The organism is Rufibacter roseus (genome assembly GCF_001647285.1).
In the GTDB taxonomy this organism is placed as follows: domain Bacteria; phylum Bacteroidota; class Bacteroidia; order Cytophagales; family Hymenobacteraceae; genus Nibribacter; species Nibribacter roseus.
Window position 1 is genome coordinate 1 of the sequence record NZ_LRML01000031.1, and the last position, 6,799, is coordinate 6,799.

Sequence of the window (6,799 nt, forward strand, 5' to 3'; positions counted from 1 at the left end):
TACAACCGCCTCATTGTATAAATAATCTTGTTCCTCCCTTTCTTCTCTTTTGGTACAAGTTAAATGGTTTTTGCAAACATAGGATTGTATAAAAATCATCTCGGCCGACGGCCTTCGCCGTTTTTTATACCAACCGTTGGCACACATGCTAAAGATGAAAGAAATAATAAAGGATATAAATCAAGGAGACATTTTAACTTTTAGAGCTGCTGACGGGAGATATAAAGTACTTTTATGCACAAGCACCTATAAGGATAAAAGCCCTCAAAATTTCACTTTTGCAGCACTGACAGTTGACGAGCAGGAAAAGCCTACAATACAATCGATAATTGAGAGCGAATTTTTCGGAATCGGTAACAGAAAGAACGACTACTTCAAATACTCAAATAAAGAATTAGAATGGATGTGGACAGTGCATCCTGAAGTCAAACCGTTCTACATTGGTTCTTACGGATTGACCATTTGGAGAAAAGAATTTATGCGTTTCCGAGAGAACTTCGAATTAATTGGAAACCTAGAAATAGTCAACAACCTAGATAAAAACGGAAGCGGGAGCATGAACGCGAGCGATTGGGATTATTTAAGGGACTTCTTTAGCGGAGAATATCATCCTGTGCTTCTTAATAGAGGGCAGAAACTGTTTAGAATAGAATCTATAATCAAACATTAAAAAGCACGATGTGCCAACAACGTGTAAACGGCACCATCGGCCGACGGCCTCGCAGCCGTTTACACAAGTACGTTGGCAAGTATTAATAAATAATAAAATCAAAAAATGTGGATCGTTATAGCGTTAATAATTGCATTTGGCTTGAGCTTAATGGTTTATAACAAAAAACATTTCTATAAAATTAGAAGCTCTTCTGAGATTTTACAGGCAGAAGTAATTGAATTTAGATGGGAGAAGGGACCTATTAGGAATGACTACACAAAATTATGTTATCCTTACGTAAGAATTCTGCAAGGAGGAAATACTAGTCTAATAAAACTGAGATTCGCAAATAATTCATCTGCACCCTTTGAAATAGGTGAAGTAATTGATGTGTTTTGGCACGATAACACATTATTATATTATCATGCTTGCGACAATGGATTGATGAAGTTCATTCCTGTAATGTAAAAAAATAACAATTGCCAACATTGCGTAAACACCATGCGTCGGCCGACGGCCTAGCACGTTGTTTACACGAGGCCGTTAGGCGCAAACAATAAAAATTGGAAAAGCAGTACTACATAATTGAGTTGCAACTTGACTATCAAGTAAAATACTTGATTTGGTTTTTAGATGAAGTTGACGGTTTGGTTACTGACCCAGCAACAGAAGAATTGCGACTCCAGAATTTCAATAAAAAAGAAGACCTACTTGAGTTTACCCAAAAGGCAGGAATAGCCATAGAAGAGGAAGTATCTGCAAAGTACGACCTCGACTTACTAAATGATTGGTTAAAGAATCCGACTGGATTAATAGACTGTCAAGACTTCCTGAATACATGGAACCTGTTTACGGACGTGACCACGACTTTGGGGATAGAGTTTAATGGAAATAAAAATGAAGAGGCAAGGAATCTGGTTTATGATAAGCTTTTCTTCGGCAACAATTTCCCAGCGATTACACCAGAAGGCAAGGAATATATTCCACAGTGGACTAAAAAGGAAATCGCTATTCTTGCAGACATAATGAATGAAGGTGTGGCAATACTAAGAAAGAACCTTCAATAAAAAAGAAAAAATGTCAGCGCCTAACATTGTGCATAAGCCATGCCACGGCCGACGGCCTCGCACGCCTCATGCACGAGACCGTTCTCAGTAATTAATAATTATGGAATTCAATCCTCCTATAAGCGACCGAGAGACAGACGAATTAATCAGGATTGCAAACTTTCCTGATAATTGGAACCCCTTGGCCGTGGAACAAGCAAAGAGGGAACTGGCGATTAGAAATGTTCCAATAGATTACGAGAACAAAAAAGTTTCTGTATTAACCCGCTACGACCAGAAGAAAAATCAAATAGCTGCCAAGAGAAGAGCAAAGGAAGCTTTTGAATGGCATGATTTCATCTTCGGCTTTCACCATGTGCTTCTTGAAATGCTCTGTGATTGGGATATGAAGAAAGACGGGTATATAACAAAGCATCGTCAAAGAAAATATACACTCTCTGTCATCTCAATCCTAATTCTGGCAATTTATGTCTATTGGAACTTTATAAAATAACAACTGAGAACACTGTATAAACGTCATCTCGGCCGATGGCCTTCGCCGTCGTTTATACTAGTCTGTTAGCACACATTTAAAAAACAAATGAACATCTTTGACAAGCCATACTTCCCATTGGACTACTTCAGCTATGAAGTGTTTGTCAGATGCCCCAATTGTAACGGAAAAGGAAAAGTAACTACTGCCAAGGGCGGATACTTTGACGAAAGAAATAAAAGTGCAAAGTTCAATTGCTTGGATTGCGGACATACATCTCCAAGTGAGGAAGAATGGTTTGGCTACTATATGGGTTACATCGGATTCGACTATAAAGGAAGGGCTTGTGCGCATTGCGGCTCTGTCTTCCAAAAAGTATTCGAAAAGACCCAAGTCCCTTACAAAACTGGACTGGCTCAATGCCCTGTATGTAAGCAAGAAAGGGAATATGAAATAAACTGGTACAGATATAAAGGTGAAACTCCGACAGACCCATTCTTCGGTTTAGACCTGTTTTACCAAAAAGAAGTTAAAAACGGACTTCTCTGGATTTACAATCTTGAGCATTTAAGCTATTTAAGAGATTACATTAATTCAACAATCAGGAAAAGGGAAGCAGTAGGACAATCATCAATGGTGGCAAAACTCCCCGCTTTCATAATATCTTCAAAGAATAAAGACGCAATTACAAAGCAGCTAAATGCTTTTGAAAAAGAAATAAGAAAAACGTGTGCTAACACTGTATAAAAATCATACTTCGGCCGACGGCCTCACACGCTTTTTATACTAGTCCGTTAGCGGTAATATTGAAAAAATGAAGAAGTTTATAGAAAAATATGGCGATATCTTTCAGCTGGTAGGTATAATAGCGTTTACCTTCCTCTTGACGACGGATAGATTCCCTCTTCTTGAGGAAGCCTTATTTTTTCTATGGCTAGCTGGTTTGGTTTGGGGAATCATAGACAACTTGATGTTCAGGGCTGGCCTAAAGAAAAATGAAATAAGATACCCGACACTCAACGACGATTACTCAAAATACTCAAAATTGGGATTAGGTTTGGCTATAGCAGGGATTTCGTTGGCGTGTGCGCTCTGGATTCCTTCAATGGATGTTTATGCAAAAATTGGAGTGGCGGTAGGGATTCTGATTTTAATTGCTGGCCTACTGGACCTACCAAGCGGGATAATAAAGCTAAAAGGAGAAAAGCTTAAACTATCAGGGGTGTCTGATAAAGTGGACATGTGTTCTATTCAGAAAATAGAAATTGAAGAAAGCACATTGGTATTGACAAATACAGGCAGTAAAGTTTTAAAGCAGGACAAGCTTAAACTTGATGTAAACTCAGCAATTGCAATCGAGCATTTCTTCCTTAGATACCTCGGTGAAAGAGAAAAAGTAAAAAATAACGTGAGGTAACACTGTATAAACGCCAGCTTCGGCCGACGGCCTCCGCCGTCGTTTATACTAGCCGTTGGGCAGCATTAAAATTATTATGAAGAATGAACAGATAAGAAAGAAGCTAATAGAAAAGTGGGGCGCAGAAGGATTATGGACACCATTGAACGGTGAATTAGCTTCTGATACGGTCGACTATTTTGTATTCGATGAATTTGAATCTGCATTCGGACTAGAAAATCTCAAACAAATCTTAGAGGAGATTGCACCTGGACTTGTTTACGAAATAAGTGAAATCAACGAAGACAGAACAATACCTGTCTCTGAGATAGAGGAATATGAACTAGTAGAAAAATTCTTCACCGACTCTGTGGCAAACTGGGTGATTTACCTATCACACGAGAATACAATTACAATTGCAGGCGCAAAACTTCTCGAAGCTTTAAAAATGAAGTGGAGCGACTATAATGAATACAACAAACCTTGGGAGAAAAAATAACGCTGCCCAACATTGTGTAAACGTCAGCCTTCAGCCGACGGCCTAGTCCGCCGCTTACACTAGCCGTTAGCAGCAAGCAATAAGAATATAAGAATGGCATGGTTACCAATGTATCTGGCGCAACAAGACGTTGAGCTACTTAATAACTGGCTCAATCAAGAAGAGGAACTGGCATTCCTTGTTTCAAACGGAAACAGAAAATGGATTGCCAAAAAAGAACACGACATCAGAGTAGATTTAGCTACCCAAAAATCTGGATTAGGCCACGTAGAGTATAACTTGTGGCATGTACCTTCTGGACCGTTACCACTTCTGGACTTGGCTTCCGCAGCAAGCGCACAAATTACAGACCCGTGGGCAGGATGGACAGAAGTAAGGCCAGGAGCCAATTCTGTAATTCCTTATTTTGGCGCGGGTCATCCTGGTGTTATTCACCTTGAAGTCAAAATTACCGACGAAGGCGAAATTCCTATATCTAACTTTGGTTGGATAGGCAACCACTACAAGATAATAGGAAACGGTGCCGACAAGACGACGGAGAAGTTCTGGAATAAGCTGAAACGCATGGCTAAAAAGGACGCAACGCAAATTCCAAGATGTAACGATTCCAGGGGCAAAAAAGAAATCTATGCTTTCCCTTCAGCTTATCAAGAAATAGAAAGTGGACGGCTTTGCTCACTAAACTAAAAAGAAATGCCTGCTGCTAACATTGGGTAAAAATTATGCGTCGGCCGACGGCCTCGCACACTTTTTACACGAGACCGTTGTACAATATACAAAACATGAAAAATAGAAGATTTATATTCTTATTAGTAATGTCTCTAAGTTTTGTAACATATAGTTGCACGGCACAAGAAGCAGAATCTAAAAATCAAAACCTTGAATTAGTCGCTCTCAGTTTAAAAGAAAGTAAATTCCCTAAACCAATTGGATATGTTAACGACTTCGAAAATATTTTATCCAAAGAGCAAATAAAAGAGCTAACAGAGATAATCACTTCATTTGAACGTAAGACAACAAATCAAATAGCCGTAGTTACCATTAGTTCTGTAGAGCCTTATTCAGATTTTGACCAGTATGCATTGGATTTGTCAAAAGAATGGGGAGTAGGTAGAAAAGAGAAGAATAATGGTTTGACAATCGTTTTCAGTAAATCGTTAAGTAAAATACGAATTTCGACAGGTTTAGGAACAGAAAAGGTATTGACTGATGAAATATGTCAAAGTATAATTGACCAATTTATGGTTCCTAAGTTTAAAGAAGGGCAATTTTATGATGGCATCTCATCTGGTCTAACAGAATTAATAAAACATTGGAAATAAAAGTACATTGTACAACATTGTGTAAACATCATGCGTCGGCCGACGGCCTAGCACGTTGTTTACACGAGACCGTTGCCCGTAATTATAAACATGAAAAAAGCTCTTCTTGCATTCTTACTGGTACTTATGTTATTGCCAACATTATCATATGCGCAAGCCATTAAGGAAGAAAGAAGCTATAAAATAGAACTGCCCTGCCTTTATATTAAGGACACTCTCCGATTCAATCTCCCAAAAGGATTCAAAAAAAAGAATGTATTTTGGTATGGAGAGGGTTTTATTCAAAGTTACAATCTTGAAAGTGGTGCAGAACTTAGAATTATTTGCGGTGGCCTTCATGCAATTCCCGCACTCACTGGAAAACAGTACATTGTTACGTCCATTAACGGAAAAAAGAAAAGAGGAACAATTAGAAAATCAAATCTTTTCTGGCGGGAGGAGGACTTTTTAGGCATCATAGTCCTTTATATAAATGCCAGTGAAGAGGATAAAAACGTTCTGGACAAAATCGTAGACGGGATTTCAGCACAAGTAGAGAAAAAATAACTTCGGGCAACAATGTGTAAACGCCAGCTTCGGCCGACGGCCTCCGCCGCCGTTTACACTAGCCGTTGGGTGCAACTTTAATTAAGGAAATGAAATCCAGATTGAAACTATTACTAATTTATTGTTTAACAATTATTTCATGCCGACAGACCGAAGAATCTAATGAGGTTATGGAAAAAGCAATGGATGTGTACTTGTCTTCAGAGCTGGACGACAAAATCAAAATCGACAGCTCTTTTAGTTTGACAAGTATAGCTCTAGAACTAGATAGTAAGAATATTCAAGCCTTAACCCATAAGACAACGCTTCTATACAGGAAAAAGGATATTGAAGGATTAATTCGAACAGTTGATGAATTAATTGTGCTCAAACCAGAGATTCCACAATTCTTAGGACAAAAAGCTCTGTTCCTCGAGTTGAAAGGAGACACTACACTTGCAAAGGAATATTATGCAAGAGCACTCAATATGTATGAAGATTATTTAAATAAAGATAGCCTTAATTTTGACTTAAGATTAGAATATATCGGGATGTTGGAAGCAGCTGGTGACACAGCCTCAGCCAATAGAGAATTTGAACTAATGAAATTAAAAGATTACAAGGACTTTCAGAAAGACATTCTCGACAAGTACAAGGATATATATGTGTCAAAAGAAAAGCTGACAAAATACTGGACCGGAGAAATCAGTTATGAGCAAATTGTAGGAGAATAAAAAAAGCTCCACCCAACATGAACTCTGTTAAAGGTCAAGGGAATTAGGCGGGAATTCTGTTAAAATCCGGTTGGTAGGGAACGCCGGAATTTACAATGGCAAAAGCCTGCTTGAGCAGCTTGTTACACACGG

Annotated in this window: 10 protein-coding genes; all 10 read left to right on the forward strand. The window is 38.6% G+C overall.

The window, feature by feature from the left end; genetic code table 11:
* Positions 1-154: 154 nt before the first annotated feature.
* The 10 genes from A8O23_RS21030 (at position 155) to A8O23_RS21080 (ending at position 6,667) form a co-directional block, all read left to right on the forward strand.
* On the forward strand, positions 155-670 hold the full coding sequence (locus A8O23_RS21030; protein ID WP_153042314.1) for a hypothetical protein: 516 nt from the start codon (positions 155-157) through the stop codon (positions 668-670).
* Between the two features lie 545 nt (positions 671-1,215).
* Complete coding sequence (locus A8O23_RS21040) at positions 1,216-1,719, forward strand: hypothetical protein (protein WP_066626101.1); 504 nt, start codon at positions 1,216-1,218, stop codon at positions 1,717-1,719.
* A gap of 100 nt (positions 1,720-1,819) precedes the next feature.
* Complete coding sequence (locus tag A8O23_RS21045) at positions 1,820-2,212, forward strand: hypothetical protein (RefSeq protein ID WP_066626104.1); 393 nt, start codon at positions 1,820-1,822, stop codon at positions 2,210-2,212.
* Positions 2,213-2,299: 87 nt separating this feature from the next.
* Positions 2,300-2,938 carry a hypothetical protein gene (locus A8O23_RS21050; protein WP_066626106.1) on the forward strand — a complete coding sequence of 213 codons (639 nt, stop codon included), beginning with the start codon at positions 2,300-2,302 and terminating at the stop codon, positions 2,936-2,938.
* 67 nt (positions 2,939-3,005) lie between these two features.
* Entirely contained in the window at positions 3,006-3,608 is a 603-nt protein-coding gene (locus tag A8O23_RS21055) for a hypothetical protein (RefSeq protein WP_066626108.1), read from the forward strand.
* Positions 3,609-3,684: 76 nt separating this feature from the next.
* Entirely contained in the window at positions 3,685-4,086 is a 402-nt protein-coding gene (locus A8O23_RS21060) for a hypothetical protein (protein ID WP_066626110.1), read from the forward strand.
* 93 nt (positions 4,087-4,179) lie between these two features.
* A complete protein-coding gene (locus A8O23_RS21065) occupies positions 4,180-4,773 on the forward strand; it encodes a hypothetical protein (protein WP_066626120.1) in 594 nt (197 codons plus the stop codon).
* A 95-nt stretch (positions 4,774-4,868) separates the two neighbouring features.
* On the forward strand, positions 4,869-5,408 hold the full coding sequence (locus tag A8O23_RS21070) for a TPM domain-containing protein (protein WP_066626121.1): 540 nt from the start codon (positions 4,869-4,871) through the stop codon (positions 5,406-5,408).
* A 90-nt stretch (positions 5,409-5,498) separates the two neighbouring features.
* A complete protein-coding gene (locus A8O23_RS21075; RefSeq protein WP_066626122.1) occupies positions 5,499-5,954 on the forward strand; it encodes a hypothetical protein in 456 nt (151 codons plus the stop codon).
* Positions 5,955-6,124: 170 nt separating this feature from the next.
* Positions 6,125-6,667: a tetratricopeptide repeat protein gene (locus tag A8O23_RS21080; RefSeq protein WP_153042315.1), complete on the forward strand. Its 543-nt coding sequence runs from the start codon at positions 6,125-6,127 to the stop codon at positions 6,665-6,667.
* Positions 6,668-6,799 lie beyond the last annotated feature (132 nt).

Coding starts and splice junctions, on each gene's coding strand:
- A8O23_RS21030 (WP_153042314.1), top strand. CDS start 155: ATGAAAGAAATAATAAAGGATATAAATCAAGGAGACATTTTAACTTTT.
- A8O23_RS21065 (WP_066626120.1), top strand. CDS start 4,180: ATGGCATGGTTACCAATGTATCTGGCGCAACAAGACGTTGAGCTACTT.
- A8O23_RS21075 (WP_066626122.1), top strand. CDS start 5,499: ATGAAAAAAGCTCTTCTTGCATTCTTACTGGTACTTATGTTATTGCCA.
- A8O23_RS21070 (WP_066626121.1), top strand. CDS start 4,869: ATGAAAAATAGAAGATTTATATTCTTATTAGTAATGTCTCTAAGTTTT.
- A8O23_RS21055 (WP_066626108.1), top strand. CDS start 3,006: ATGAAGAAGTTTATAGAAAAATATGGCGATATCTTTCAGCTGGTAGGT.
- A8O23_RS21050 (WP_066626106.1), top strand. CDS start 2,300: ATGAACATCTTTGACAAGCCATACTTCCCATTGGACTACTTCAGCTAT.
- A8O23_RS21080 (WP_153042315.1), top strand. CDS start 6,125: ATGGAAAAAGCAATGGATGTGTACTTGTCTTCAGAGCTGGACGACAAA.
- A8O23_RS21045 (WP_066626104.1), top strand. CDS start 1,820: ATGGAATTCAATCCTCCTATAAGCGACCGAGAGACAGACGAATTAATC.
- A8O23_RS21060 (WP_066626110.1), top strand. CDS start 3,685: ATGAAGAATGAACAGATAAGAAAGAAGCTAATAGAAAAGTGGGGCGCA.